Raw genomic sequence first — 23591 nt, 5'->3', positions numbered from 1 at the left:
TTTGCCGGCCTCATCGCGGGCAATCGGATCGCCGCCCGCCGCTCCAACTTGCCCGCGATGGCGGTCTATCAGGCGCAGTCGAGGGTGCGACGAACCTTGTCCAGCAATTCGCTGATCTGGAACGGTTTGATCAGCATGTCCATGCCATCGCCGAGGAACACCTGGCGATTGAGGGCGTTTTCCGCGTAGCCGGTCATGAACAGGATCGGCAACCCTTCGCGCCAGCCACGGGCGACGTCCGCCAGTTCCCGGCCGTTCATGCGCGGCAGGCCCACGTCCGTCAGCATCAGATTGATGGAAGGGTCGTTTTGCAGGCGTTCCAGTGCACCTTCGATATCGCCGACCTGTGTGCAGCGATAACCGGCATCCACCAGCACTTCGGTCACGAACATGCGCACCGCCGGCATGTCTTCGACAATCAACACATGCTCACCCGAGCCTTGCGGGTCCACGACTGAAGGTTCTTCTTCAACGGTGCCCGGATCAGCCGAGGCAGGCAGCATGATGGTGACTTCGGTGCCGCGTCGCGCCACGCTGCGGATGTGCGCGTCGCCCCCGGATTGCCGGGCGAAACCATAAATACTCGACAGCCCCAGCCCGGTGCCTTGGCCCAGTGGCTTGGTGGTGAAAAACGGGTCGAACACCTTATCGATTACGCTGTGTTCGATGCCGGTCCCGTCGTCGCGCACCGACAGCGCGACATACGCCCCGTCCGCCAGTTTCAGGTCCCCGTGGGAGTACGCCGCGTAGGTGCTGACCCAGATATTGCCGCCTTGGGGCAGCGCATCGCGGGCGTTGATCACCAGATTCAGCACCGCACTTTCCAGTTGAATCGGATCGACCAGCGCAATCGCGGCTTTGGAGGTCAGTTCGAGTTTCAGCGCGATGTGTTCGCCGATGGTGCGCATCAGCAATTCTTCCAGCGAACGGATGTGTTCGTTGATGTCCACCGGCCGTGTATCGAGCGGTTGCTGGCGGGCAAAGGCCAGCAGGCGATGAGTCAGCGAAGCGGCACTGGTGGCCGAGTTCAGCGCCGCTTCGGTGTAAAACCGGACCTTGTCGGTGCGCCCGTCGGCGACGCGTTTCTGGATCAGCTCCAGGCTGGTGATGATGCCGGTCAGCAAGTTATTGAAGTCATGGGCGATGCCACCGGTGAGCTTGCCCAGCGCATCCATCTTCTGCACTTGCAGCAACTGTGCTTCGGTACGCACCCGTTCGGCGATTTCATGTTCCAGCTGCGACGTCGCATCATCCAGCCGGGCCAGATGCGAACGTTCGCGGTGGCGATGTTCGGTGACGTCCTCGACGAACACCAGGCTCAGCTCCGGCGTGCGATAGGGCGAGATCTGCCACTCGGTTTCCCGCAGCTCACCTTCGAAGCGCATGTTCAGCGTGCCTTTCCAGCGCTCGCCAGCGGCCAGGCGCAAGCGCAGCTCGTCGAGGATAAGCTCCTGCTGGTCGGCGAAGCACTCACGCAGGGCGTCCGGGTTGCGATTGTCCTGGATCAGCCGGGCGAACGCATGATTGCATTCGTGCACCTTGAACTGTGCGTCCAGCACGGCGATGGGCGCCGAGACGTTGACGAAAATGTCGCGAAAACGTGCTTCGCTTTCACGCAGGGCGTTTTCCGTATCACGGACCCGCAGCAGCGTGCGCAAGGTCGCGAGCAACACGTCCGGGTCTATGGGGTGGATCAGGTAGGCGTCGGCACCGGCGTCCAGACCGGTAATGATATCCCCGGTCTGGATGGACGCGGCGGACACGTGGATCACCGGGAGCAGTGCGGTGGCGGCTTCGGAGCGTAGTTTGCGCACGATGTCGAAACCGCTCATGTCCGGCAGGTTGACGTCGAGGATCAGCGCGTCGATGAACTCGCTGTCGATCAGGGCGAGCCCGTCGCCACCCGTACCCGCTTCGAGCACGACATAGCCATGTCGCTCCAGACGTCGACGCAGGGCGTAGCGCGTGGCAACGTTGTCATCGACGATCAGCAGTCGGATATCACGTTTCATCGGCGGGCTCCATGGCGATGGCCAGCGGGATGATGACAAAGAAGGTCGAACCGACCCCCGGTGTACTCTCGACCCCGACCTCACCACCCAGCAGTGCAGCGAAGCGCTTGCACAAGGACAGACCCAGGCCAGTCCCGCGCAAGCGTTTTTGCAAGGGTGAGTCGACCTGGGAGAAGTCCTCGAACAATGCGCCATGCAGCTCCGCAGCGATACCTATTCCGGTATCCGTCACCGCGAAGCGTACCTGGTCGCTGCCCTCCAGCTGCGCCGAGACGCGGATTTCGCCGCGTGTGGTGAACTTCAACGAGTTGGAAATGAAGTTGCGCAGAATCTGCGCGAGCTTCTTGTCGTCGGTATAAAGCCTTGGCAGTCCAACGGGTTCTTCGAAAATCAGGTCCACGGCGCTGGCATCGACAATCGGGCGGAACATGCCGCGCAGCGCGGCGAACAGGTCGAACATGTCGAACCAGGCCGGCGATATGGTGATGCGCCCGGCTTCGATTTTCGCCAGGTCCAGCAGGTCGTCGACCATGTCGCTAAGCTCGCGTGCGGCGTTACTGACGAACGCCACCTGCTTGTGCTGTTCCACGCTCAACGGTCCGTCGAGTTCATCGGTCAACAGGCTGGCAATGCTCAGGATCGAGCCCAGCGGCGTGCGGAACTCATGGCTCATGTACGACAGGAATCGGCTTTTCAGGTCAGAGGCCTGGCGCAACTGTTCAGCCTGGGTGTCGAGTTCGGCGTACAGCGCCAGAACCCCCTGATTGGTCTCGTCCAACTCTTCGCGCAGGGCATTGGCTTCGCCCTGCAATTGCGCGATCAGCGCGGCCTGTTCGTCGATCTGACTCAGGGGTGTCTCAGCCATGGGCTGTCTCCAGAGCAATGACCAATACCGTGACATCGTCCCGTCCACGGCAGAAATCGCGGTGCAGAATGGCCGCGATCACAGCGGGATGGCGGTGCACCAGGCCGGGGTAATCCTGCAGGTTCCAGCGGGACTGCAGACCGTCGCTGTACATGATCAGCAAATGTCCGTTCACGTGGGCATAGTCAAAGGGTTGCGCTTTGCGGTATTGCCCACCGACGATGCCGGGGTGGGAGGCCATACCGCGGGATTTGTCCGGGGCGATCAGGCAGGCGCCGATGTTGCCGATACCGACGAATCTCAGCGCGTTGGCCTCGCCATCGAACTGAGCGATGGCCAACGCGCCGCCACGGGTGCCGGTCATGGCGCTATGGATGTCTTCAAGCAGCAGCAGCGGCGAAGCGAACGGCGACTGGGCGAAGGCTTTTTCGCCGGCGCGGGCGGCACGTTCGGCTTCCTCGCCATGCCCCAGACCGTCGATCACCAGCGCACTGATGCGCGGGCCGTCGAAGGCCAGGTGCCAGACGTCACCGCAGGCCGGATCGCCGTGCAGCGAATGTTGGCTGACGCCCATGCGTCGGTCCGGCGCCTTGTCGCTGCGCGAGTAAAACCGCGTCAACAGCACGGCCCCGCGCGCATCGGCAAATGCGTCGAACACATCGGCCTGGCGCGACACCGCGCCAAGGCCGATGCCCTGGGTACCGTGGGTGGAAAATCCGTCGGCCAGGCACGCCTGCAAATCAAAGCCCTTGGCGCGGTCGATGGCGAGCATTTCGATCCCTGCACCTGACATTCGTGGCACCACCCTCAGGTGTAGCTCGCCTCGGGTGGCGTGCTTGAGAATGTTGCTGGCAAGCTCCGTGGCCACCAGCGCCACTCGTCCGGCATCCGTGGCGTCAAAGCCGTTTTTTTCCGCGAGTTGCTGAGCGCTGCGGCGTGCGTGACCGATCTGGCTGCTGTCTTCGATGATTAATACCTGCGTCATCGAACCGCCGATATTCATGTCCATCGGGTGATCGTTATGCGAGTGCCTTTGCCGGGCGCGGTGTCGAGTTCGAACTCTTCCACCAGCCGCTTGGCACCGGTCAGGCCCAGGCCCAGGCCGCTGCCGGAGGTCCAGCCATCAGTCATTGCCAGCTTGATGTCGGGGATGCCCGGCCCTTCGTCGCGAAAGACCAGGCGCAAACCGGTGCGCGCGTTTTCGTCGAGGATTTGCCAGTCCATGTCACCGCCACCACCATACACCATGGTGTTGCGCGCCAGCTCGCTGACGGCGGTCACCAGTTTGGTCAGGTCGATCAGGCGCATGCCGCATTCGGTGGCCAGCTTGCGCGCCAACTGTCGGGCCAGCACGACGTCTTGTTCAATGTTGATCGGATGAGTGCCGCTGCTGCGCACGGTCATTGCTCGCGTACCCGATCCTGAAGCAGTTTCATTCCGCGCTCGACATTCAACGCGGTGCAGACGCCAGGCAATGTAAGGCCGAGCTCCACCAGGGTGATGGCCACGGCAGGTTGCATGCCGACCAGTACGGTCTGGGCATCCATGATTTTCGATAGCCCGGAAATGGTGCCGATCATCCGGCCGATGAACGAGTCGACCATGTCCAGCGCAGAAATATCGATCAACACGCCCCGGGCGGATGTCCGGCTGATGCGTTCGGACAAATCATCCTGAAGCGTCAGGGCCAACTGGTCGTGCATGTCGACCTGGATGGTCACCAGCAGGAAGTTGCCCATCTGCAAAATCGGAATACGCTCCATCGGCTCAATCTGCCTTGCTGACGGTGATGCCCAGTCGGGTCAGGGCCAGTTTCAGCGCATCTGCCAGGTTGGCTTTGGTGACCACGCCTTGCAGGTCCAGCCCCAGGTGCACGATGGTCTGGGCGATCTGTGGGCGCACGCCGCTGATGATGCAATCGGCACCCATCAGGCGAATGGCGGTCACGGTTTTGAGCAAGTGCTGGGCGACCAGGGTGTCGACGGTCGGTACGCCAGTGATGTCGATAATGGCGATTTCCGACCCGGTGTCGACGATGCGCTGTAACAGCGATTCCATCACAACCTGGGTGCGTTGCGAGTCGAGGGTGCCGATCATCGGCAGCGCCAGTACGCCGTCCCAGAGCTTGACCACCGGGGTCGACAATTCAAGCAGTTCTTCTTGCTGGCGCTTGATCACTGCTTCGCGGGATTTCTGGAACGTGCGGATGGTGTGCATGCCCAGCGCGTCGAGCAGTTCGGAGACTTCCCAGAGCTGTTCGGCCAACAGGGCCGGATTGTCCTGGTAATGATTTTGCAACAGTGCAAACAGAGGGCCTTTTAGCGCAAAGATGAAACTGGCGGTCTGCTGCGAGTCCTGGCCGAGCAGGGCGCGGCTATGGGAGAGCTTTTCCAGAAACTGGCGAATCTCGTCCCAGCCAGGCGCTGCTACATTCTGGCTGTTGCCGTTTTCAAGGCCAGCGACGATCAACTGCAGAAATTCCGAAGTCTCCTGCTTCAGATCCTGTTCTTTGATATTGCGTGTGGCACCACTGGTCTCAAGGCTGTTAGCCCAATCGGCAAGCAGTTGGGCCTGATTTGTTTTCATCGCATTGAGTGTGGTGGTTTGCAGTGCTGCCATGTGCCTTGACTCCCTGGAAGTGTGCGCCGATTCCTCAAAAAACGACCGGTGCAAGTCAGTGACATTTCTCGTATGAAATAGTTGTCTTCCCCCGCTGGATATTTTCATCCCGTTCACCGATGGAACGATGCCTGACGTAAAGCTTCGAATTTACAAGGCCGGTGTTTCAGCCGCGCATTGCCAGTGATGAACGAGGTGCATATGACCGATCAACGTGAGCTTGAGGAAAACGCTACAACCGCCGAACCGGAAAGTGCCGATAAAGCGGTTGACCAGAAGAATCGCCACACCGACAACGACAATGAGTTCAGCCCGGGCTTCAAGCCGCATCCGGATCGCCCGAAACCTGGCGAGGAGACGGACGCCGACATCGATACCGACGGCGGCTAGTACCGGCTACTGGCGCAAAAAAAGACCGCCTCCATGGATCATGGAGGCGGTCTTTTTATTTGGGGCGCGTTATTTGCTCGGATGGGCAGCTTGCAGTTTTTTCGCCCCATCCAGGTGCTTTTCCAGGCCCGGCAACATTTTCTGTGCGAAAGCTTTCAGTTCCGTGGCGCCTTTGACTTTGTCGTCGGTCACGGTGTTGGCTTCTTTCTTGAACAGTTCGATGGTGTCTTCGTGCGCCTTGACCTGATTGTTGGCGTACGCGGCGTCGAACGATTCGTCACGCATATCAAGAATCTTTTCCTTGGCCTGCTTCACCAGTGTCGTGGTGTCAGGCACCTCGATGTCGTGTTTCTTCGCGATGGTCGCCAGTTCATCGTTCGCCTTGGAATGATCGGTGATCATCATGTTGGCGAATTCCTTGACGTCGGCCGAGGCGCTTTTTTCCAGGGCGAGCCGGCTGGTTTCGATCTCGGCGATACCGCCGGCGGCGGCCTTGTCGACGAAATCGTTTGAAGTGGCCGCGAACGCCGCGCCCATGCTGGTGCTCAAGGCTACGGCCAAAGTGAGGTGGCGCAGGTTGAATCCGTCCATTGGTTTTCTCCACACAGGTTTTCATGGGCGATCAGGTGATCGTTAATCTGTGGAGGCCGACGGGCGGGAAAAGGTTTAATCGGCCTTACAAAAGGACGACGAACGGACACCGCTGGTCTGATAGGCGGTCGACAGAACGCGCCAACCGAGGCCATTCTGATAGTTGGTGAGCGCAATCGATCGCGTTTGCCACCGATCAACAAACGGAGGTGTTCCATGCCGGTGCCACACGACCTTTATGCGGATTTGAAACTGTCAAAGGAAGATGTCCAGCAAAAACGCACCAAGGATCCGTTACTGGATTCACTGATCAACAAGTATTCGCAGGCGGACGCCGAGGTGGTAAAGGCTGAAACCGCCCAATCGGATGCGCCCAGTGATGAGGCTCTGAAGAAGCTCAAGGAGAAGCGCTTGCAGTTCAAGGACAAGATCGTCCAACAACTTCAGGCACCGTCCTGACGTGTCGCTTCAGCCACCGACGACCGGTGGCTGAAAAATTGGAACGGTGATAAATCCCGGCACCTCGAATGATCAGAGTCCGACTTTACGGCTCCATGCGAGGTGCCCAATGAATGACCCAAAATTCCCGAGCGAAGAGCAGGGCGGCTACGACCCCATCCCCACCCGTCCCGAGCCCTTGAGCCCCGGGCGCACCACCGTCAACCCTGAAGATGAACCGGGTATCGACGAACTGCCGAACAACGAAGGCGCCATCCCCATGGATCAGGACGACGGCACCGACCTCGACCCGGAACGCGTGCGTGAAGAAACCGATAATGCGGTGCGCGATGGCGAGATGGATCCGCGTTGATTTGACCTGACACCTGTCCTGTGGGAGCGGGCAAACCCGCTCCCACAGGTTTACTGCAAGGCCTTGCTCAACGGCAACCGCACCATATGTCTGGCCTTCAACGACCCGAAATACAACCACTCCCCATACTCACGCACCGTGGTGATCGGCGAGTAGTTGTCGCGGCTGCCGTCCTGCAGATTGGCAATCACCTTGCCCTCGACATCCAGCCCCAAGGCAAACCCGCGTTTCTCTACCGGTTTGGGCAGGACGGTCATCGCCCGCACGATCATCTTGCGCACGAAGGGATATGCTGCAGTGGCGTCGAGCAGTGCGTTGCGCGGGGCATACAGTGCCACCCAGAAACGGTCCCTGCCATTGAATGCGAGGTTGTCCGGCAGGCCTGGCAGGTTGTCGATAAACAGATCGTGGGTGCCGGCCTTCGGACCGCTGAGCCAGTATCGACTGATGCGATAGGCGCCGGTTTCGTTGACCAGCACAAATGCCTCGTCCGGTCCCAGGGTCACGCCGTTGGCAAACTCCAGTTTGTCCAGCAGGACTGCCGTTTTGCCGGTCTGGAAGTCATAGCGCAGCAAGCGACCATCGCCGCCGTGCTCGATGATCGCCTCGCCGTCGTGGCCGTATCCGAAGCGGCTGGAAGCATCACTGAAATAGGCGTAGTGCCCGGACTTGTCGATGACCACGTCGTCGGTGAACCCGAAGTCCACGCCATTCGCTGCGGTGGACAGGGCGATCAACCGCCCCTGGGCATCCAGCGACAGCAAGCCCTTGATCCCGTCAGCGATGACCAGCAAACCATTGGGGTGACGGGCCAGGCCCAACGGCCGGCCGCCGGTGTCGGCCAGCACTTTGGTGACCTTGCCGTCGAGGCTGGTGCGAATCAGCCGACCGTCATGCAGGCCGGTAATGAGCACGTTGTCCTCCAGCAGCAAGGCTTCCGGCCCATCGATATCCTCGGCGCCCACACGCTCCACGCCTTTGAGACGTTGATTGTCGGCGTACGGCCCACTGGTGAGAGACGGCGCCGGTGGCGGCGTCCAGGCCACGGGTTGCACTTTGGTCGGCATCAGCAGCAGGAACGCTGCAATGACCACGATCACCAGCAACACGACACGGCGAAACGCGACGGTTCGACTCACACCGTGACTCCTGCCGGGGCCAGGTGCTTGCGGGCCATTTCGCGCAAGGCCAGCATCGAGGCGGCCGATTCATGATCGATGCGCCGCTTCAGCAATAGACGGTTGGCGATGCGCATTCCAAGGCCGCTGAACTGGTATTCCAGAGTGCGGACAAAACGGGTGCCGTCGCCCTCGGCCTCGCATTCGTAAGTCACTACCAACGACAAGCCATGATCGCCCTGGGCGCGAGCGCTCCAGCGACGACCGGGCAAATACTCGTTCACCGCCCAGCTCAAATGGCCCTCGCGCCCGCCGGCCCGGATGTCTTCTTCGAAGCGTGACCCTGCATGCAGCGGCCCGCCCTGGCCCTTGACCTTGAGCGACGACGGGTGCCACTCCGGCCAACGGGTCACGGTGCTGGCGTAGGCGAGTACGTCAATCGGGTTGCCGGCGATAGTGATCTGATGCTGCATACGGGTCATGGGCGTTCTCGTCGGGTGCAGGTGCGTGGGTTCGGGCTCCCAATACAGGGTGCCGAACAGGTAGTCCGTCAGTGGAAAAACGATGTTGAAGTTGCGTTCCTGCATCAACTCCCGACGGTGATGCAGTTCGTGCAGGCGGCGCATCTGGCGGATCCATGGCCAGCGTGTCACCGGGTTTGAGGGCGGCAGGTGCTCGCAGGCGTGGAACACTTCATAGGTCAGGTAACCGAGGACCAGGCAGCCGCCGACCAGGCCGGCAACGTTGGCATCGAACTGCGCCAGCAGCCACCAGACGGGCAGGGTGATGACGAGCGTATGCACCACGATCAGCCAGGCTGGAAACAGGATCACCCGCCAGTCGCGGGCGCTGTCATACGTCATGTGTCCGGGAGCGAAGAAGCTGTGATGATCACCGGCATGGCGGGCATAGAACATCCGCGCGAAGCTTTTCTTGTGATGCCCGAGGTGACGATGCACGGCGTACACGCCGAAGTTGAAGAACAACAACGTCAGTGGCACGGCGAGCCATTCCAGCGGCAGCACCTGATGCACGGTGTTCCAGAATGCACCGATGGCCAGCAAGCCGAACAGCAGCACAAACCCGCCGTGCAGCCAGGGGTTGTAGCGTGGATGAATGTCCGCGCGATAGCGGCTGCGAAAAGCCTCGGTGGTCTGCCTCACTGCGTTCACCTGTGGTTATTGTTGTCCCAGCAGATTAGACGATCCCGCCGTTTCCGGCGGGCCAAAGCCAGGGGACACAAATGCCAAGTTCCGGTGTAAAGCGGACTCAGGTCAGCGGGTTCCAGCGTTGCGACCAGTCATCGTCGGTCTGGATGACTTCGCGCAGCAGGTCGAAGGCGTGTTGCAGGGTGGCCGAGTCACGGTCGCGGGAGTAAACCAGATAGGTCGGGTAGCTGAATTCCGGAGCTTTCGGCACTTGTTCCAGCACACCGCTTTCCAGGTAACTCTGCACCACTCGGGTACGAAAGTAGCCACTGCCGCCGTTTTCCAGAATGTATTGCAAGGCCAGGGGGCCGAGGTTGAAGCTCAGCGCCGCCTTGGCTTTCTCCGGTAACGCGGCATCATGCTGCCGACGGAAGTCCTGCCCCCAGTCGATGTACACGTAGGGATCAGACTTTCCGGCCAGACGAACCAGAATCAGTTTTTCTTCCAGTATCTGCTCGACTTGCAGGCGCGGCCAATATTCGGGCTGATAGACCAGCGCCGCGTCCAGCACCCCCAGTTCCAGTTGACGCAGCAGATTTTCGCCGTCGCGGATCTCCATGCGCAGCGCGTGCCCGGGGATCTTCTCCCGCAGTTCGGCGGCCCAACTGAGCATCAACGGGTTGCACAGACTGACTTCGCCGCCGATGTGCAGTACGTCGTGGTATCCCTCAGGTAACGGCAAGTCCCGGCGCGCGGCTTCCCAGGTTTCGACCAGCTGATTGGCGTAGACCACAAAGGCTTCGCCGTTCGGAGTCAGACGAGCACCGGCGCGGTTACGCACGAACAGCGTGCTGCCCAGCTGGTTTTCGAGTTTCTGTACACGTGCGGTGATCGCAGTCTGGGTGACGTGGAGTTTTTCCGCTGCGGCGGCGAGGCTGCCGTGGCGGACGATTTCCAGGAAGGTACGGGCGAGATCGATGTCCATGGGGAGGCCGGTGCGGGAGATTCGGGCATTGTAAACGGATACACGCGGACTCGTTTGGTGCGCGTTTGTTGGGTTTGTTGAGGGGGTACATATCCGTTACCGCAGCAACGGATATGTACACCGCCGGTGAATTCCCACGAACCGGGAGAAGCGCTCTTCAGCCGTCCAGCTCAAAACGCAAAACACGAACAGCCAAACGCTCCCCAGAATCCCTGAAAGTCACTGACCGGTGCCGAAGACAATCGCGCCCGTTCATGGCTGTGAGCATGCACTGCACAAGCCCCGACGCATTGATGAACCTGTGCCGTCATCGGTGCCAGCGGTCTCCAATGCCCCGGCACATTAACCACCGGTGACCATTCCGGCACCACCGGCACGGGCGGCGGTCCGAGTTTCTCGAACTCGGCGGTGCCGTAGACAATCTTGCCGTCGACAATCGTCAGCACCGACTCGATCCATTTGACCGCTTCATCCTCAATATGGAAATAGTCCGCCGACAGCGCAATCAAGTCCGCCAGTTGCCCGACCTTGATCTGGCCCTTCTTGCCTTGCTCGGAAGAAAACCAGGCACTGCCGTGGGTGAACAATTCCAGTGCGGTGTCGCGACTCAAACCTTGCGGATACAGCTCCAGACCACCGACGGTGCGGCCACTGACCAGCCAATACATTGAGGTCCAGGGGTTGTAGCTCGACACCCGCGTGGCATCGGTGCCGGCGCCGACAGGAACGCCCTCGGCGAGCATCCGCGCGATCGGTGGCGTGTGCTCGGCGGCCTTGGCGCCGTAGCGGTCGACAAAGTACTCGCCCTGGAAGGCCATGCGGTCCTGGATCGCAATCCCGCCGCCCAAGGCTTTGACCCGCTCGATGTTCTGTGGCGTGATGGTTTCGGCATGATCGAAAAACCATGGCAAACCGTCGAACGGAATATCGCGATTGACCTTCTCGAAGACATCGAGCATGCGGCTGATGGATTCGTTATAGGTGGCGTGCAGACGGAACGGCCAGCGTTGCTCGACGAGGTGGCGAGCCACTGGCTCCAGTTCCTGTTCCATGGTTTGCGGCAGGTCCGGACGGGGTTCGAGAAAGTCTTCGAAATCCGCCGCCGAAAACACCAGCATTTCCCCGGCACCGTTGTGCCGCAGGAAATCGTCGCCCTGGCCATAGTGGGAAGTGCTGGTCCAGTTCTTGAAGTCGGTCAGTTCTTCCTTGGGTTTCTGGGTGAACAGGTTGTAGGCGATGCGCACCGTCAGCTGTTGGTCCTTGGCCAGTTGCTGAATGACCTGATAGTCGTCCGGGTAATTCTGATAACCGCCGCCGGCGTCGATGGCGCTGGTGACACCGAGGCGATTGAGTTCGCGCATGAATTGCCGAGTCGAGTTGACCTGATACTCCAGCGGCAGTTTCGGTCCCTTGGCCAGCGTCGAGTAAAGAATCATCGCATTGGGGCGGGCGATCAGCATGCCGGTCGGATCGCCATTGGCGTCGCGCTGGATTTCACCGCCTGGCGGGTTCGGCGTATCGCGGGTGTAGCCGACCACTTTCAAGGCGGCGCGGTTGAGCAGGGCGCGATCGTAGAGGTGCAGCACGAACACCGGTGTGTCTGGTGCGGCCTTGTTCAGTTCATCAATCGTGGGCAGGCGTTTTTCGGCGAACTGGAACTCGTTCCAGCCACCGACGACCCGCACCCATTGCGGCGTGGGTGTACGGTCGGCCTGATCCTTGAGCATGCGCAAGGCATCGACCAGCGACGGCACGCCTTCCCAACGCAATTCGAGGTTGTAGTTCAAACCGCCACGGATCAGGTGCAGGTGCGAGTCGTTGAGACCGGGAATCACCGTGCGACCGTGGAGGTCGATGATTTGCGTGCCCGGTCCTTGCAGCGCCATGGCCTGCGCGTCGCTACCGACCACCACGAAGCGTCCGTCCTTGATGGCGACGGCACTGGCCTGGGGTTTCTTGCGATCGACGGTGTGCAGGCGTCCGTTGTACAGAATGAGGTCGGCCGGGGTATCTGGCATGGTTTTACTCCCTGCGAACAGCGGGCTGATCCAGGCACCGACGGCACCTGCCGAAAGGCCTTGCAATACACGTCGGCGGTTGAAACCTTCGTGGTCCTCAGGTGGGGGCATGGCAGTGTTCTCCGCAAAAATGATCGGATTGAACAGCCGATGTCTGACGCATGCGGCCAGAAGGAATATAGACCGCAAATCTGCAGAGGGCGTTTTTCCAAAGGTGAAAAACGACGAATCCCGCCACAAGGGGCGGGATTCGTTTGCAACCAGAGAGGCTCCCGAACGCGGGAACCGCCGTCTTAGCTTGGGAACAGCTCGGACAGTTTCATGGCCAGCATCATGTCGCCTTCAGCGCGCAGCTTGCCGCCCATGAACGCCTGCATGCCGTCGGTCGAACCGTCAACGATGCCTTCCAGGGTTTCGCCGTCCATCACCAGAGTGACCTGGGCGTCCGGGTTTTCGCCTTCTTTCAGCTCGCAGGTGCTGTCCTTGACGATCAGCGAGAAGTTTTGGGTGTCGTCGATGCGGAAACCGAAGACAAGGTCCAGACCGGCAGCAGCGGCTGGGTTGAACTTGGCTTTCATTGCTTGTACGGCATCAGCTACGGAGGTCATGGTTCGATCCTTTCTTGGGTAATAAGAGCTGGGTGATTACAGCCAGGGTCACAATAGTCCGGACTCAGCGAAACGTGATGAGTTCCGGGGCTTTCAACAGCTGCAGGTGCGCATGACTGTTGAAAGAAGCCAGTGCTACCTCGCGACCACGGAATTTCAGTTGGTTGAGCGAGGTGTTGACGATTTGCCAGTTAAGTTCAAAGGCCTGCTTCGCCGGCATTTGCGTAATGAGGTGGAGCAGGGCGGTGATGGTGCCGCCGGAGGTGAACACGGCGATTTTCTGTGTATTGTCGGCGCTTTCGAGTATCCGGTGCAGGCCGGCCTGCACCCGCTCGACAAAACCCAGCCAGCTTTCAAGGCCCGGGGTGTCATACGTGCCGGCGAGCCAGCGCTCGATGATCAGAGCGAAAATACGCTGGAATTCGGCACGGTTTTGCGCAGCGTTGCGCAGGATTTCCAGCGCTTCGGGTTCGTCGTCGAGCATGGCCGGCAGCAGCGCACGGATCACCGCATCGGCATCGAATTCATTGAAGGCAGAATCGGTTTCCACGATCGGTGCCGGCAAGCCTGCGGCAGCGAACTGTTCCAGCGCACTGCTGGCAGTATGCTGCTGGCGGCGCAGGTCGCCCGAGAGGCAGCGATCAAAGCGGATACCCAGCCCGGCGAGATGCTGGCCGAGGACTTCTGCCTGGCGAACACCGGTCGGCGACAGGACGTCATAGTCGTCTGCACCAAAGGAGGCCTGGCCATGTCGAATCAAATAGATACTGCCCACGTCCGCGTCATCCCGGTACGTTGAAGGTTTGGCGAGGTTATGAGGATGAGGGTGAGCTGTCAATGAAAAAACATACGCTTGTTTGAAATGCCCGTTACAGCCTGTTGCCAGAGGTTTCACGGCTGGCCGGCGGGCCGGCGCATGGGTATGCTGATGCTATCCCGCGCGCGTTAATGCAGCGCTTTGTATTGAAGGAGTCCCTGTGGAGTTTCTGTCCGAATATGCCAGTTTCCTGGCTAAAACCGTGACACTGGTGATCGCCATTCTGGTGGTCCTGGCCAGTTTCGCGTCGTTGCGCAGTAAAGGTCGACGCAAGTCGGCCGGCCAGTTGCAAGTCAGCAAACTCAATGATTTCTACAAAGGGCTGCGCGAGCGCCTGGAGCAGACCTTGCTCGACAAGGAGCAGCTCAAGGCCTTGCGCAAGGTCGAAGCGAAAACCGAGAAAAAACAAAAGAAGAAGCCAGAGGCAAAATCCCGGGTGTTCGTGCTGGATTTCGATGGCGACATCAAGGCCTCGGCTACCGAGAGCCTGCGCCATGAAATCACCGCGCTGTTGACCCTGGCCACGCCAAAGGATGAAGTCGTGCTGCGTCTGGAGAGCGGTGGCGGCATGGTCCACAGCTACGGCCTGGCGTCTTCGCAACTGGCGCGCATTCGTGATGCCGGCGTGCCACTGACCGTGTGCATCGACAAGGTTGCGGCCAGCGGCGGCTACATGATGGCGTGCATCGGCGAGAAGATCATCAGCGCCCCGTTCGCCATCCTCGGCTCGATCGGGGTGGTGGCGCAGTTGCCAAACGTCAATCGCCTGCTGAGAAAGCATGACATCGACTTTGAGGTCCTCACCGCCGGCGAATACAAGCGGACCCTGACCGTATTTGGCGAAAACACCGAAAAGGGCCGTGAGAAATTTCAGGAAGACCTGGACGTCACCCATCAGCTGTTCAAGAACTTCGTGTCCCGCTATCGCCCGCAACTGGCCATCGACGAAGTGGCCACCGGCGAAATCTGGCTCGGCGTTGCCGCGCTCGACAAGCAGCTGGTTGACGAACTCAAGACCAGCGATGAGTACCTTGCCGAACGGGCGAAAAAATCCGAGCTTTATCACCTGCACTATGCCGAACGCAAAAGCCTGCAGGAACGCATCGGCATGGCGGCCAGCGGTTCGGTCGATCGCGTATTGCTGAACTGGTGGAGCCGGTTGACGCAGCAACGTTTCTGGTAACACATGCTAATAATGGTCTCTTTCATTGTCTCGCGGTGAAAGGGGCCGTTTTTTTTGTGGCGGTATATATGTAGCACTTTTTAAGAAAGTCGCTCGATAGGCTAGCGTTCCTAGTTAATTTCGAGTGGTCACAATGTCATCTCTGCCCGCGAACCCGAACATTCCTGTATTAACTCCAGATCAACAGGGTGTTTTTTTTGATTTGATTAAAAACAATGCCCCTGGCTGGCTGTTGACTGCTTCAAGTCAGCTGCGACGTGAACTCTATGAAAGTCTGATCACCAATCCTTCAAGGAGTGAACTCGGCGACATTCTGAAGGGGTACCAGGTCTCGAAGGCCGTCAAGGTGGAGGGGCAGGCTGAACTCTCGCGCGCGGTGGCCACGGAACGCCTGAATGCCATTTTTGACAACTTCAAAAATGAGCGTCGGGCATTGCTCAGGCAACTCACTGGCGCGGCATTGACACGCCATCCCGCAGCGCCTGTCCCGAGTTCCAGCGCCCATTCGGGGGCGTCCCGATGAACGATTTCACTCACGATCCTGTCGACGGCCAGACGCCGTCGGCAATGCCAGGATGGCGTGCCGAATTGAAAGCCGGTATCGATCTCGCCTTGCCACAATCCCCGGGCCAGTTTGGCGAACGCTTGATCAAGGAAAAGTGGGGGGCGGGCATCGATCCGCAGACGGCCTTGCTGGTCACGCTCGATTACAACTACAAGGGGCATCCTGCAGAAAACGGTATCGAGCAGGGGCGGGTGGCGAGCTCCCGGTCGCTGCTGCAAACGTTGCTGTCCAACGACCAGACTGTGGGGGACGGCCGTTTCGCCGAAACCGCGTTCGGCTTGTACACGCCACCGGATATCGGACCCGCCGTACGCATCGTGGAAAATGCCGATGAGTTTGCCGATCACGGCAGCGGCAATCACCAGACGTATGAAGGTGTTTATCGCCGAACCGCACCGCAAGTCTACGGGCCGCCGACACAGATCAATCTCAGGCCAGCCGATTTCAAGAAGTGGGTCTGGGAACTGGAATTGAAGGGCTTGTACGAAGCGTATCTCGGTCAAGCCTGGCCGGCCGATGACGTCATTCTCGCGCCCAAACCTTATGCGTTGAGAACGTCGGTCAAAGCGGCGTTCGTCATGGCGGCCTGGTTGCAACTTCACGAACAGCGCCTGTCGCCAAAAGGCCTGAAGCTTGCGATGCAAGCGGCAGGTTTGCCGCCGGATCAGCCTTGGGAAACGCTGACCATCGAGCAACTGCAAGCACCGACTCTCGCTCCTTCAGCCGTCAGGGCCGGGCGGTTGAAGCTCTACCGTTACACCGCGACAGATATCTGGGCCTTCCGTGACACCGCCAGTGCCAGAGTGCTGTTGTTCATCCCCGGCAATTCTTCCCCGCTGCACGAATTCGCCGACGCGACTCAACTGCACCAATGGATTGCCGCACAAGGCCGGGTGAATGAAACGAAACAGGCTTTGGCCGCCCACTTTGCCGAGGATGATCGCGAGGACGGTACGTTTCATGCCGGTGTCCTGACGGCGCTGGATGGCATGGCGTTGTATCCGGGGAAACACTGGCTGACGAACAATGCCGGCTTTTTCAACAACGACGGCTACTGGGATCCGGACGAGTACATCGGCTACGACGATCCTGCATCCGCCACCGATGCGTTTGCCCACTGCGTGCTGACGATGAAGCAGGCCGCCCGGGCCACTGTCCAAAGCATCCGTGACGATGCCCAGGTCAATCGTGGCAATCTAAGCGCAGTCGTTGAACCGCTTGTGCAATGGGTCAACCGGTTCGGGCCACTGGCGTTGTTCGTTCCGGGAGGCGAGGGGATACTGGCGCTGGCCGGACTTATTGACGCGGGCTACGGCATTGATCAGGTGGCCAATGGCACAACTTCACGCGATCGCTCAGAGGGCGTGACGCGCACTGTTTTTGGCTTGCTCAATGCGTTGCCGGTAGGCGCGGAGGTGGCGCTGAAAGGTGAAACGGCCATCGTCGATTCAGCAGCGGAAGAACTCAGGCCTGAGTCGGAAGTGGCCGTTGCCCCGACGCCCGATCCGGTGAGCGTGACGCCAGCGAGCCGCGTCGAGCTCATTCGCGCCATCGGCCCCTCGGTGGCGTCTTTCAGTGATGAAGTGTTGGCACAGATCGGCAAGGTCAGCGCGATTGACGACGATATGCTGCGGTTGATGCAGGCTGGCCGCTCGCCGACGCCCTTGCTGGCGGACACCATCAGTCGCTTCAGGATCGATCACGATCTCGGCCCGGTCGGGGAGGCTGCGCAATTCAGTCAGCGTTACGAAGCACTCCAGCGTTCGGAGCACGAATGGGTCCGTCTGTTCCAGCAGCAATACCCGGACCTGCCAACAGCCGCGATCGAGCAAATGCTTGACCGCTACGGCGTGGACATCCAACAGACCCCCGACGTGGCCGAGGCCAGGCAGCTTTTCGCACGCCTGGACGGCAAGGCACGGGAATACCAACAACATGTGCGGCTCAATCGCGCCTATGAAGGCTTTTATCTGCGGGCGGTTGCGAATGCCGACACGGACACGCTGGCCTTGCACTCCCTGAAAAAACTGCCCGGCTGGCCGCAAGATTTGCGAATCGAGGTCCTCGACGGTTCGTCCACCGGCCGGGTTCTTGACCGTTGCGGGCCCCTTGATGCCACCCATTACCGAAGCGTCATCAAGGCAGGCAACGGTTACCTGCGGCAGGGTCGGCCAACGGATTTCTATGACGCGATCCTCGGCGTACTGTCGGACGAGGAACGCTCGGTGTTGCATCTCACATCACGGAATCCGGCCAGCGAGTTGCGGCTAAGCCTCAGCGATTGTGCATTGTCCCGAGCTGAAACCCTGCTCGGTTTGCAAAGGCTCGATTCAGGGCTGACCTTCGAACGCCAGGGGTTGCGCGGTGGAGGCTACCCGTCGACGCCTCAGGGTGAAGCCATGGCATTGCAAGCCACCCGATTACAGATCAAGGATATTTACCCGGACTTCACCGATGCTGAGGTGGATCAGGTCATACAGCGCGAAGGCATCTCGGTGCAGGCGTATATCGATCGGCTGAATCTGCAGTTCCAACAACTCAACACCGAGTTGAATGGCTGGGTCGAGCAAACGGTGCAAGACATTGCCGACATGGACGTTCCCATGCTGGCCATGGGCGATGAAGAGGCGGCGGGTATGAACCCTGCCCAAATTGCCGTGCACAATGCCCACTTCCTGCAAATGGCCTTGCACGAGGAACAGACAGTCAGGACGGAGCTCGCCGTGGAACTTGCCGCTATTTGGCAAAAGCGCGCGCCGAACCGCCGTGTCAGGCTCGATCTCGCCTTCGAGGACTATCACCGACTGCCCACCCTGAGCGTGCGGCTTGATGATGTGGTCGAATTGTCGATGCAAGGCTTCCATCTGACCGAGGAGGACAGTCTGAACGGCTTTCTCGAGAGCTTCCCGAATCTCGAGGTGTTGAATCTGGAAAACGTCGACTTGCGTCATTTCCTGGTGGACGGCCAGGAAGGGAATGCCTTGCCGCCTGCTCTGTGCCAGTTGAGAAACCTGTCCTCACTCAATCTGCGCGCCACCCAGCTGGTATTCAGTGAACGCGCCGCTTCACAACTGACTGAGCTGACAAGCTTGCAAAGCCTCGACCTCAGCGACAACCCGTTGGGTGTACCGCCGATGGTGCTGGGCTTGAACAATCTGCGCCAACTCAACCTGCGCAATACCCGCATCAGCCATTGCCCGGTCGGGATCATGGATGAGCCATACCTGACGTCCCTGGATTTGCGCGATAACCAGATCACGCGCATCCCCCAAGCGGTGCTGAACCAGGCGATCGCCAGGGATCGGGTGCTGCTGTGGAACAACCCGTTGAGCGATGAAGACACCTTGCAGCGGCTGGTCGCGCATCGAGAACAAACGGGGATCAACCTGTGGTTGAGTGCACAGGGTCCTGACTATGCGAATCCGTTGGCCTGGTTGAACGGGATTGAACCAGGGCTGCGCGAGGCCAGGATGCAGGTCTGGCTGCAACTGGCGCTCAAGCCGGGTGGTGGGCGGTTTCTAGGGACCATGAACACGTTGACCCTCACCCCGGATTTTCGGGTCAATTACCTGGATCTTCAGGCACGGGTATGGCGGCTGTTGAGTGAAGCGGATGCTTCGGATGAATTGTGGGGCCGATTGACCCTGAATCCACTGATGCCGGCGGGCGCGTTCGATAACCCGTTTGCGGTGTTCACCACACTGGAAAACCGTGCGCAGATTTACCGGGACTGGGTGGCTTTGGGGCGACCGATTCCGATCGAGCGATAGCAGATGGGTGGAGCCGATAAAGCCCTGATCCCATTGGACCAGGGCTTTATGTGGTCAGCGGCGACGGAACAGCGGCAGCGGTTCGTCGGTGGCGGCCTGATAGGTCACCGAGAAGTCCTTGAGACCTTCCAGGGCTTCGTACGGATCTTTGTCGGCACGAATCGCAAAGGCGTCAAAACCACAGCGATGCATGTAAAACAGCTGGTCGCGCAACACATCGCCAATCGCCCGCAGTTCGCCTTTGAAACCGTAACGGTCACGCAGCAGGCGGGCGTTGGAGTAGTTGCGGCCATCAGTGAAGGCCGGGAAGTTCAAGGCGATGACCTGGAAGTTCGCGACGTCTTCACCGATCTCTTCGGCTTCTTCATCGGCATCCAGCCATACACCCAGGCCGCCATCGCGGGCCTTGAGCATGCGGCTGTGCTCGCGCCACAGTTGCAACGGGACGATCAGGTCGTCGCAGTTGCTGATCTCGTCGATGTTGAAGTCCTTTGGCAACAGGTGCCAGGTTTCGTCGACGACTTCGTTGTTCTTAATGATTCGCTGCATAGACGCGTTCCTTGAAGAGGTCGATGCCAATACGCTGGTAGGTGTCGATGAAACGCTCGTCTTCGGTACGTTGTTCGATGTACACGTCGATCAGCTTTTCGATCACGTCAGGCATGGCTTCCTGGGCAAAGGACGGGCCGAGGATCTTGCCCAGGCTCGCATCGCGGCTGGCGCTGCCGCCGAGGGATACCTGGTAGAACTCTTCGCCTTTCTTGTCCACCCCGAGGATGCCGATGTGGCCGACGTGGTGGTGACCACAGGCGTTCATGCAGCCGGAGATGTTCAGGTCGAGTTCGCCGATGTCGAACAGATAATCCAGGTCGTCGAAACGGCGCTGGATCGATTCGGCGATCGGGATCGATTTGGCGTTGGCCAGCGAGCAGAAATCGCCGCCAGGGCAGCAGATGATGTCGGTCAGCAACCCGATGTTCGGCGTGGCGAAACCTTGCTCGCGCAATTCGCCCCACATGGCGAACAACTGGCTCTGTTCAACGTCGGCCAGAATGATGTTCTGCTCGTGGGAGGTGCGCAGTTGACCGAAACTGTAACGATCGGCCAGGTCGGACACGGCGTCGAGCTGCTTGTCGGTGATATCGCCCGGCGCAACGCCGGTCGGCTTCAGGGACAGGGTCACGGCCACATAACCCGGCTTCTTGTGCGCCAGGGTATTGCGGGTACGCCAGCGAGCGAAGCCCGGGTGTTGCTTGTCGAGTTCGGCGAGTTCGGCGGTCTGGTTGTCCAGTGCCTTGTAGTCCGGGTCGACGAAGTGTTTGGCGACGCGATGCACTTCGGCTTCGGTCAGCGTGGTCTGGCCACCGCGAAGGTGTTCCATTTCGGCATCGACTTTCTGTGCGAAGACTTCAGGCGTCAGGGCCTTGACCAGAATCTTGATCCGCGCCTTGTACTTGTTGTCGCGACGGCCATAGCGGTTGTACACACGCAGGATGGCGTCGAGGTAGCTCAACAGGTCTTGCCACGGCAGGAATTCATTGATGAACGCGCCAACCACCGGGGTGCGGCCCAGGCCACCGCCGACCAGCACACGGAAGCCCAGTTCGCCCGCGGCGTTGTGTACCGGCTCAAGGCCGATGTCATGGACTTCGATGGCGGCACGGTCGGAAGTCGAACCGTTGATCGCGATCTTGAATTTACGCGGCAGGTAAGCGAATTCCGGGTGGAATGTCGTCCATTGGCGAACGATCTCGCACCATGGGCGCGGGTCGATCAGCTCATCGGCAGCGACGCCGGCGAACTGGTCGGTGGTGACGTTGCGCAGGCAGTTGCCGCTGGTCTGGATCGCGTGCATCTGCACGGTGGCCAGCTCAGCCAGGATGTCCGGGATGTCTTCCAGCGCCGGCCAGTTGAACTGCACGTTCTGGCGGGTACTGATGTGGGCATAGCCCTTGTCGTAGTCGCGGGCAATCTTCGCCATCATTCGCGTCTGGCGCGAAGTCAGCTGGCCGTAAGGCACCGCCACCCGCAACATCGGGGCGAAACGCTGGATATAAAGCCCGTTTTGCAAGCGCAGAGGGCGGAATTCTTCTTCGCTCAGCTCGCCTGCCAGATAGCGTCGGGTCTGATCACGGAACTGCTTGACGCGGTCCTCGATGATCCGCTGATCGTACTCGTCGTATACGTACATATAAGTCCTGTTCTCAGGCTTGGGCCGGTCGGATCCAGTGGCGATTTTCGCTTGCTGACATCTCCGATACTGCCTCGGCAATTCTGCGCGCACGGCCGCGCACTCCCTACGGAGCCGGGGCAAGATACCAGTTTGGAGTTATGCGCAAAAGTGATGTTTGAGTATATGCAAAGAACCAAAACGACTAACGATAACCGTTATTGATAAACCCGTATTTGTGGTGTGGGCAATCCTCGTCTTTACTGTGGTCGAGTCTTTATGCAATCACCGATAAAACCGACAAGAGGCGATGCAATGAGCAACCCTACCAAAGCTTCAAAGCCTGACAGTACGGTCGATGCGTGGGCCATTCTGTTTCTGATCATTCTGGTCGTAGGCACCGCGGTATTCTGGGTCAGCCATCAATAACCGACCCCGTCCGGGCCCGACGCTGACGATTGTCGGACAAAAACCGGAATAAACGCCGTTTTACGGAGGTTCGCTGGCTATAATGCGCAGCGAATTTCCGGGGGCTCGGACGATCAATGCTGAAGTTTTTCTGCACCTTCCTGCTGATGCTGGGCGCGGCTTGCGGCCCTGCTGCGCGTGCGGAATCGGTGTTGTTCCTGAATCCGGGAAAGGTGGATGAAGCCTTCTGGGTCAGTTATTCGCAATTCATGCAGGCAGCCGCCACGGATCTGGGTATTGATCTGCGCATTCTCTACTCCCGGCGCATGCCGGAGCTCGCGCTGGCGCAAGCCCGTCAAGCGTTGCAAGGCCCCGATCGTCCTGACTATCTGGTGTTCGTCAACGAACAGTACGTTGCCCCGCAAATCCTGCGCCTGGCTCAGGGCAGCGGGGTGAAGCTGTTTATGGTCAACGCGTCGCTGACGGCCAATCAACTGAGTCTGTTGGGTGAGCGTCCTGATCGGCTGGGCAGCCTGGTGCCCAACGACGAGGAGGGCGGCTACCTGATGCTCAAGGAGCTGATCCGCCAGCATCCGCCCGTGGCGCCCGGTGAGGTGATCGAGTTGCTGGCGTTCTCCGGCCTGAAGATCACGCCATCGGCGCAGCTGCGCGAGCAAGGCATGATGCGCGCGTTGGCCGAGCATCCCGAGGTGCGTTTGCGGCAACTGGTGTACAGCGGCTGGACTCGGGACCGTGCGTATGAACAGGCGAAATTGCTGTTTCGGCGCTATCCGAAGGTGTCGCTGGTGTGGTCCGCCAATGACGAAATGGCGTTTGGCGCCATGCAGGCGTATTCAGAGACCGGCGGCGTACCCGGAAAGGGCGCGTTGTTCAGCGCAGTCAACACCTCTACCGCCGCGTTGAAAGCGAAAGTGGATGGACGATTGAGCGTCCTGTTGGGCGGTCATTTCACCCTGGGTGGCTGGGCTCTGGTGGAATTGCATGACCTCGATCGGGGCGTGGACATCAGCCAGTACGGCGGCCGTGATCGCCAGATTCCATTGCTGCAACTGGTCGACAGGGCAACCGCCAGGCGAATGCTGGCCATGGGCGACTCGCCGGATTACGGCGTGGACTTCCGTCGCCTGTCGGCCAAGGGACGGCCGACGTCCTATCGCTATCCGTTCAGCCTGCAAACCCTGATGCGCTAAACCCCTGCCAGCAACAGCACCAGCTGCACGATGCCGTAGAGCGCCAAGGCGAACACCGTCGTGAACAGAATCCCCAGAATCACAAAATGACTGGGCTTGCCGTGGGTGAAATCCCGGGCCCGGTTCTTCCCGCTCTGCACCCCGAACGCCGCCGCCATGACACTGTGCAGCATCTGCCAGAGCGTGGGCGGCTTGTTGTCGACTGGATCGTCCATAAACCCCTCGTCACGAATGTGTGAAGAGTAAGCATAGACAATCCGCGGCCAGCACAAAGCAAATGTGGAAGCGGTCTCTCGACCGGC

General features: G+C 59.8%; 23 protein-coding genes. 7 read left to right on the top strand and 16 right to left on the bottom strand.

Annotation, left to right across the window (positions count from 1 at the left end; genetic code table 11):
* Positions 1-68: 68 nt before the first annotated feature.
* The 6 genes from ACM6IQ_RS21530 to ACM6IQ_RS21505 are packed head-to-tail and all read right to left on the bottom strand — an operon-like array spanning position 69 to position 5496.
* The gene (locus tag ACM6IQ_RS21530) at positions 69-2012 is read right to left on the bottom strand and encodes a response regulator (protein ID WP_414879779.1); all 1944 of its coding nucleotides are present in this window, start codon (positions 2010-2012) and stop codon (positions 69-71) included.
* Complete coding sequence (locus ACM6IQ_RS21525) at positions 2002-2877, bottom strand: sensor histidine kinase (RefSeq protein ID WP_414879778.1); 876 nt, start codon at positions 2875-2877, stop codon at positions 2002-2004. Before ACM6IQ_RS21525 ends, ACM6IQ_RS21530 begins: the two co-directional genes overlap by 11 nt.
* The gene (locus ACM6IQ_RS21520; protein WP_414879868.1) at positions 2870-3880 is read right to left on the bottom strand and encodes an ATP-binding protein; all 1011 of its coding nucleotides are present in this window, start codon (positions 3878-3880) and stop codon (positions 2870-2872) included. Before ACM6IQ_RS21520 ends, ACM6IQ_RS21525 begins: the two co-directional genes overlap by 8 nt.
* The gene (locus ACM6IQ_RS21515) at positions 3877-4281 is read right to left on the bottom strand and encodes an anti-sigma regulatory factor (protein WP_253428672.1); all 405 of its coding nucleotides are present in this window, start codon (positions 4279-4281) and stop codon (positions 3877-3879) included. The genes ACM6IQ_RS21520 and ACM6IQ_RS21515 overlap by 4 nt, the downstream gene beginning before the upstream one ends.
* Positions 4278-4640: an STAS domain-containing protein gene (locus ACM6IQ_RS21510; protein WP_253428671.1), complete on the bottom strand. Its 363-nt coding sequence runs from the start codon at positions 4638-4640 to the stop codon at positions 4278-4280. The genes ACM6IQ_RS21515 and ACM6IQ_RS21510 overlap by 4 nt, the downstream gene beginning before the upstream one ends.
* A 4-nt stretch (positions 4641-4644) precedes the next feature.
* Entirely contained in the window at positions 4645-5496 is an 852-nt protein-coding gene (locus ACM6IQ_RS21505; protein WP_414879777.1) for an STAS domain-containing protein, read from the bottom strand.
* A 201-nt stretch (positions 5497-5697) separates the two neighbouring features.
* On the opposite strand from ACM6IQ_RS21505, the gene ACM6IQ_RS21500 reads away from it, so the two are divergent.
* Positions 5698-5886, top strand: a complete 189-nt coding sequence (locus ACM6IQ_RS21500) for a hypothetical protein (RefSeq protein ID WP_017339189.1) — start codon at positions 5698-5700, stop codon at positions 5884-5886.
* 69 nt (positions 5887-5955) lie between these two features.
* Here ACM6IQ_RS21500 and ACM6IQ_RS21495 read toward each other — a convergent pair whose 3' ends face one another.
* Positions 5956-6477 (bottom strand): DUF4142 domain-containing protein, encoded by a 522-nt coding sequence (locus tag ACM6IQ_RS21495; RefSeq protein ID WP_414879776.1) that lies wholly within the window; start codon positions 6475-6477, stop codon positions 5956-5958.
* Positions 6478-6693: 216 nt separating this feature from the next.
* Here ACM6IQ_RS21495 and ACM6IQ_RS21490 point away from each other — a divergent pair, with 216 nt between their 5' ends.
* Positions 6694-6936, top strand: coding sequence for a DUF465 domain-containing protein (locus ACM6IQ_RS21490; RefSeq protein WP_017339187.1), 243 nt, complete (start codon positions 6694-6696; stop codon positions 6934-6936).
* A 109-nt stretch (positions 6937-7045) separates the two neighbouring features.
* Complete coding sequence (locus ACM6IQ_RS21485) at positions 7046-7288, top strand: hypothetical protein (RefSeq protein WP_414879775.1); 243 nt, start codon at positions 7046-7048, stop codon at positions 7286-7288.
* A 50-nt stretch (positions 7289-7338) separates the two neighbouring features.
* Here ACM6IQ_RS21485 and ACM6IQ_RS21480 read toward each other — a convergent pair whose 3' ends face one another.
* The 6 genes from ACM6IQ_RS21480 to ACM6IQ_RS21455 all read right to left on the bottom strand — a co-directional run bounded on the left by ACM6IQ_RS21480 (position 7339) and on the right by ACM6IQ_RS21455 (position 13940).
* A complete protein-coding gene (locus ACM6IQ_RS21480; RefSeq protein WP_017339185.1) occupies positions 7339-8427 on the bottom strand; it encodes an SMP-30/gluconolactonase/LRE family protein in 1089 nt (362 codons plus the stop codon).
* The gene (locus ACM6IQ_RS21475) at positions 8424-9569 is read right to left on the bottom strand and encodes a sterol desaturase/SRPBCC family protein (RefSeq protein ID WP_052909696.1); all 1146 of its coding nucleotides are present in this window, start codon (positions 9567-9569) and stop codon (positions 8424-8426) included. Before ACM6IQ_RS21475 ends, ACM6IQ_RS21480 begins: the two co-directional genes overlap by 4 nt.
* Before the next feature lie 106 nt (positions 9570-9675).
* Positions 9676-10539 carry a LysR family transcriptional regulator gene (locus ACM6IQ_RS21470; RefSeq protein WP_017339183.1) on the bottom strand — a complete coding sequence of 288 codons (864 nt, stop codon included), beginning with the start codon at positions 10537-10539 and terminating at the stop codon, positions 9676-9678.
* Positions 10540-10709: 170 nt separating this feature from the next.
* A complete protein-coding gene (locus tag ACM6IQ_RS21465; protein WP_414879867.1) occupies positions 10710-12557 on the bottom strand; it encodes an amidohydrolase in 1848 nt (615 codons plus the stop codon).
* A gap of 293 nt (positions 12558-12850) precedes the next feature.
* Positions 12851-13165, bottom strand: coding sequence for an SCP2 sterol-binding domain-containing protein (locus tag ACM6IQ_RS21460; RefSeq protein WP_414879774.1), 315 nt, complete (start codon positions 13163-13165; stop codon positions 12851-12853).
* A 64-nt stretch (positions 13166-13229) separates the two neighbouring features.
* Complete coding sequence (locus ACM6IQ_RS21455; protein WP_017339180.1) at positions 13230-13940, bottom strand: histidine phosphatase family protein; 711 nt, start codon at positions 13938-13940, stop codon at positions 13230-13232.
* A 202-nt stretch (positions 13941-14142) separates the two neighbouring features.
* Between ACM6IQ_RS21455 and sohB the strand changes: the two genes are divergently transcribed.
* The 3 genes from sohB to ACM6IQ_RS21440 all read left to right on the top strand — a co-directional run bounded on the left by sohB (position 14143) and on the right by ACM6IQ_RS21440 (position 19500).
* Positions 14143-15165, top strand: a complete 1023-nt coding sequence (sohB, locus tag ACM6IQ_RS21450) for a protease SohB (protein ID WP_017339179.1) — start codon at positions 14143-14145, stop codon at positions 15163-15165.
* A gap of 133 nt (positions 15166-15298) precedes the next feature.
* A complete protein-coding gene (locus ACM6IQ_RS21445; RefSeq protein ID WP_414879773.1) occupies positions 15299-15688 on the top strand; it encodes a hypothetical protein in 390 nt (129 codons plus the stop codon).
* Positions 15685-19500, top strand: a complete 3816-nt coding sequence (locus ACM6IQ_RS21440) for a dermonecrotic toxin domain-containing protein (RefSeq protein ID WP_414879772.1) — start codon at positions 15685-15687, stop codon at positions 19498-19500. The genes ACM6IQ_RS21445 and ACM6IQ_RS21440 overlap by 4 nt, the downstream gene beginning before the upstream one ends.
* A 54-nt stretch (positions 19501-19554) precedes the next feature.
* On the opposite strand, the gene ACM6IQ_RS21435 is transcribed toward ACM6IQ_RS21440, so the two are convergent.
* Both ACM6IQ_RS21435 and ACM6IQ_RS21430 read right to left on the bottom strand, forming a co-directional pair.
* Positions 19555-20049: a DUF934 domain-containing protein gene (locus ACM6IQ_RS21435; protein WP_017339176.1), complete on the bottom strand. Its 495-nt coding sequence runs from the start codon at positions 20047-20049 to the stop codon at positions 19555-19557.
* Positions 20033-21691, bottom strand: a complete 1659-nt coding sequence (locus ACM6IQ_RS21430) for a nitrite/sulfite reductase (RefSeq protein ID WP_414879771.1) — start codon at positions 21689-21691, stop codon at positions 20033-20035. The genes ACM6IQ_RS21435 and ACM6IQ_RS21430 overlap by 17 nt, the downstream gene beginning before the upstream one ends.
* A gap of 524 nt (positions 21692-22215) precedes the next feature.
* On the opposite strand from ACM6IQ_RS21430, the gene ACM6IQ_RS21425 reads away from it, so the two are divergent.
* Positions 22216-23289 carry an ABC transporter substrate-binding protein gene (locus ACM6IQ_RS21425; RefSeq protein ID WP_414879770.1) on the top strand — a complete coding sequence of 358 codons (1074 nt, stop codon included), beginning with the start codon at positions 22216-22218 and terminating at the stop codon, positions 23287-23289.
* Here ACM6IQ_RS21425 and ACM6IQ_RS21420 read toward each other — a convergent pair.
* Positions 23286-23504 carry a DUF2970 domain-containing protein gene (locus ACM6IQ_RS21420; protein WP_017339173.1) on the bottom strand — a complete coding sequence of 73 codons (219 nt, stop codon included), beginning with the start codon at positions 23502-23504 and terminating at the stop codon, positions 23286-23288. The genes ACM6IQ_RS21425 and ACM6IQ_RS21420 overlap by 4 nt on opposite strands.
* Positions 23505-23591: the final 87 nt, after the last annotated feature.

The sequence above is a fragment of the Pseudomonas sp. IT-P100 genome (assembly GCF_949767185.1).
GTDB lineage: Bacteria > Pseudomonadota > Gammaproteobacteria > Pseudomonadales > Pseudomonadaceae > Aquipseudomonas > Aquipseudomonas fluorescens_B.
The sequence above is the reverse complement of the archived record's forward strand: the minus strand, read 5'-3'. Positions and strand labels throughout refer to the sequence as shown.

What these genes read in the sequence shown, in the direction of transcription:
- ACM6IQ_RS21425 (WP_414879770.1), top strand. Translation starts at nt 22,216, where the DNA reads ATGCTGAAGTTTTTCTGCACCTTCCTGCTGATGCTGGGCGCGGCTTGC.
- ACM6IQ_RS21435 (WP_017339176.1), bottom strand. Translation starts at nt 20,049, where the DNA reads ATGCAGCGAATCATTAAGAACAACGAAGTCGTCGACGAAACCTGGCAC.
- ACM6IQ_RS21470 (WP_017339183.1), bottom strand. Translation starts at nt 10,539, where the DNA reads ATGGACATCGATCTCGCCCGTACCTTCCTGGAAATCGTCCGCCACGGC.
- ACM6IQ_RS21510 (WP_253428671.1), bottom strand. Translation starts at nt 4,640, where the DNA reads ATGGAGCGTATTCCGATTTTGCAGATGGGCAACTTCCTGCTGGTGACC.
- ACM6IQ_RS21525 (WP_414879778.1), bottom strand. Translation starts at nt 2,877, where the DNA reads ATGGCTGAGACACCCCTGAGTCAGATCGACGAACAGGCCGCGCTGATC.
- ACM6IQ_RS21530 (WP_414879779.1), bottom strand. Translation starts at nt 2,012, where the DNA reads ATGAAACGTGATATCCGACTGCTGATCGTCGATGACAACGTTGCCACG.
- ACM6IQ_RS21420 (WP_017339173.1), bottom strand. Translation starts at nt 23,504, where the DNA reads ATGGACGATCCAGTCGACAACAAGCCGCCCACGCTCTGGCAGATGCTG.
- ACM6IQ_RS21515 (WP_253428672.1), bottom strand. Translation starts at nt 4,281, where the DNA reads ATGACCGTGCGCAGCAGCGGCACTCATCCGATCAACATTGAACAAGAC.
- ACM6IQ_RS21460 (WP_414879774.1), bottom strand. Translation starts at nt 13,165, where the DNA reads ATGACCTCCGTAGCTGATGCCGTACAAGCAATGAAAGCCAAGTTCAAC.
- ACM6IQ_RS21430 (WP_414879771.1), bottom strand. Translation starts at nt 21,691, where the DNA reads ATGTACGTATACGACGAGTACGATCAGCGGATCATCGAGGACCGCGTC.
- ACM6IQ_RS21485 (WP_414879775.1), top strand. Translation starts at nt 7,046, where the DNA reads ATGAATGACCCAAAATTCCCGAGCGAAGAGCAGGGCGGCTACGACCCC.
- ACM6IQ_RS21440 (WP_414879772.1), top strand. Translation starts at nt 15,685, where the DNA reads ATGAACGATTTCACTCACGATCCTGTCGACGGCCAGACGCCGTCGGCA.
- ACM6IQ_RS21505 (WP_414879777.1), bottom strand. Translation starts at nt 5,496, where the DNA reads ATGGCAGCACTGCAAACCACCACACTCAATGCGATGAAAACAAATCAG.
- ACM6IQ_RS21465 (WP_414879867.1), bottom strand. Translation starts at nt 12,557, where the DNA reads ATGCCAGATACCCCGGCCGACCTCATTCTGTACAACGGACGCCTGCAC.
- ACM6IQ_RS21500 (WP_017339189.1), top strand. Translation starts at nt 5,698, where the DNA reads ATGACCGATCAACGTGAGCTTGAGGAAAACGCTACAACCGCCGAACCG.
- ACM6IQ_RS21495 (WP_414879776.1), bottom strand. Translation starts at nt 6,477, where the DNA reads ATGGACGGATTCAACCTGCGCCACCTCACTTTGGCCGTAGCCTTGAGC.
- ACM6IQ_RS21445 (WP_414879773.1), top strand. Translation starts at nt 15,299, where the DNA reads ATGTCATCTCTGCCCGCGAACCCGAACATTCCTGTATTAACTCCAGAT.
- ACM6IQ_RS21490 (WP_017339187.1), top strand. Translation starts at nt 6,694, where the DNA reads ATGCCGGTGCCACACGACCTTTATGCGGATTTGAAACTGTCAAAGGAA.
- ACM6IQ_RS21520 (WP_414879868.1), bottom strand. Translation starts at nt 3,880, where the DNA reads ATGAATATCGGCGGTTCGATGACGCAGGTATTAATCATCGAAGACAGC.